This window comes from Leucobacter japonicus, assembly GCF_001273855.1.
Taxonomy (GTDB): domain Bacteria; phylum Actinomycetota; class Actinomycetes; order Actinomycetales; family Microbacteriaceae; genus Leucobacter; species Leucobacter japonicus.
This window is the reverse complement of record NZ_JHBX01000060.1, coordinates 1-219: the sequence shown is the minus strand read 5'-3', so window position 1 is coordinate 219 and position 219 is coordinate 1. Positions and strand designations below refer to the sequence as shown.

Sequence of the window (219 nt, the reverse complement as noted above, 5' to 3'; positions counted from 1 at the left end):
GCCCAGCGCAACAACCTGTCGGTGCCGCAGCTCAAGAGCAAGCTGAAGGACGCCGGCATGACGTACGACAAGTACCGCGACGACCTGCGTCAGGAAATCCTTCTGGCGCGCCTGCGTGAGCGCGAGGTCGACTCGAAGGTGCAGGTCTACGACGGCGAGATCGACAACTATCTGGCGCAGCAGGGTGGCGGCACGGCCACGCACGGCGAACAGCAATAC

Annotated in this window: 1 protein-coding gene; it reads left to right on the top strand. The window is 63.9% G+C overall.

All coding sequences use genetic code 11. The features are described 5' to 3' along the window. Positions 1–219, top strand: a 219-nt coding sequence (locus AMS67_RS18355; protein ID WP_206541719.1) for a peptidylprolyl isomerase family protein, incomplete at both ends; no start/stop codon positions are given.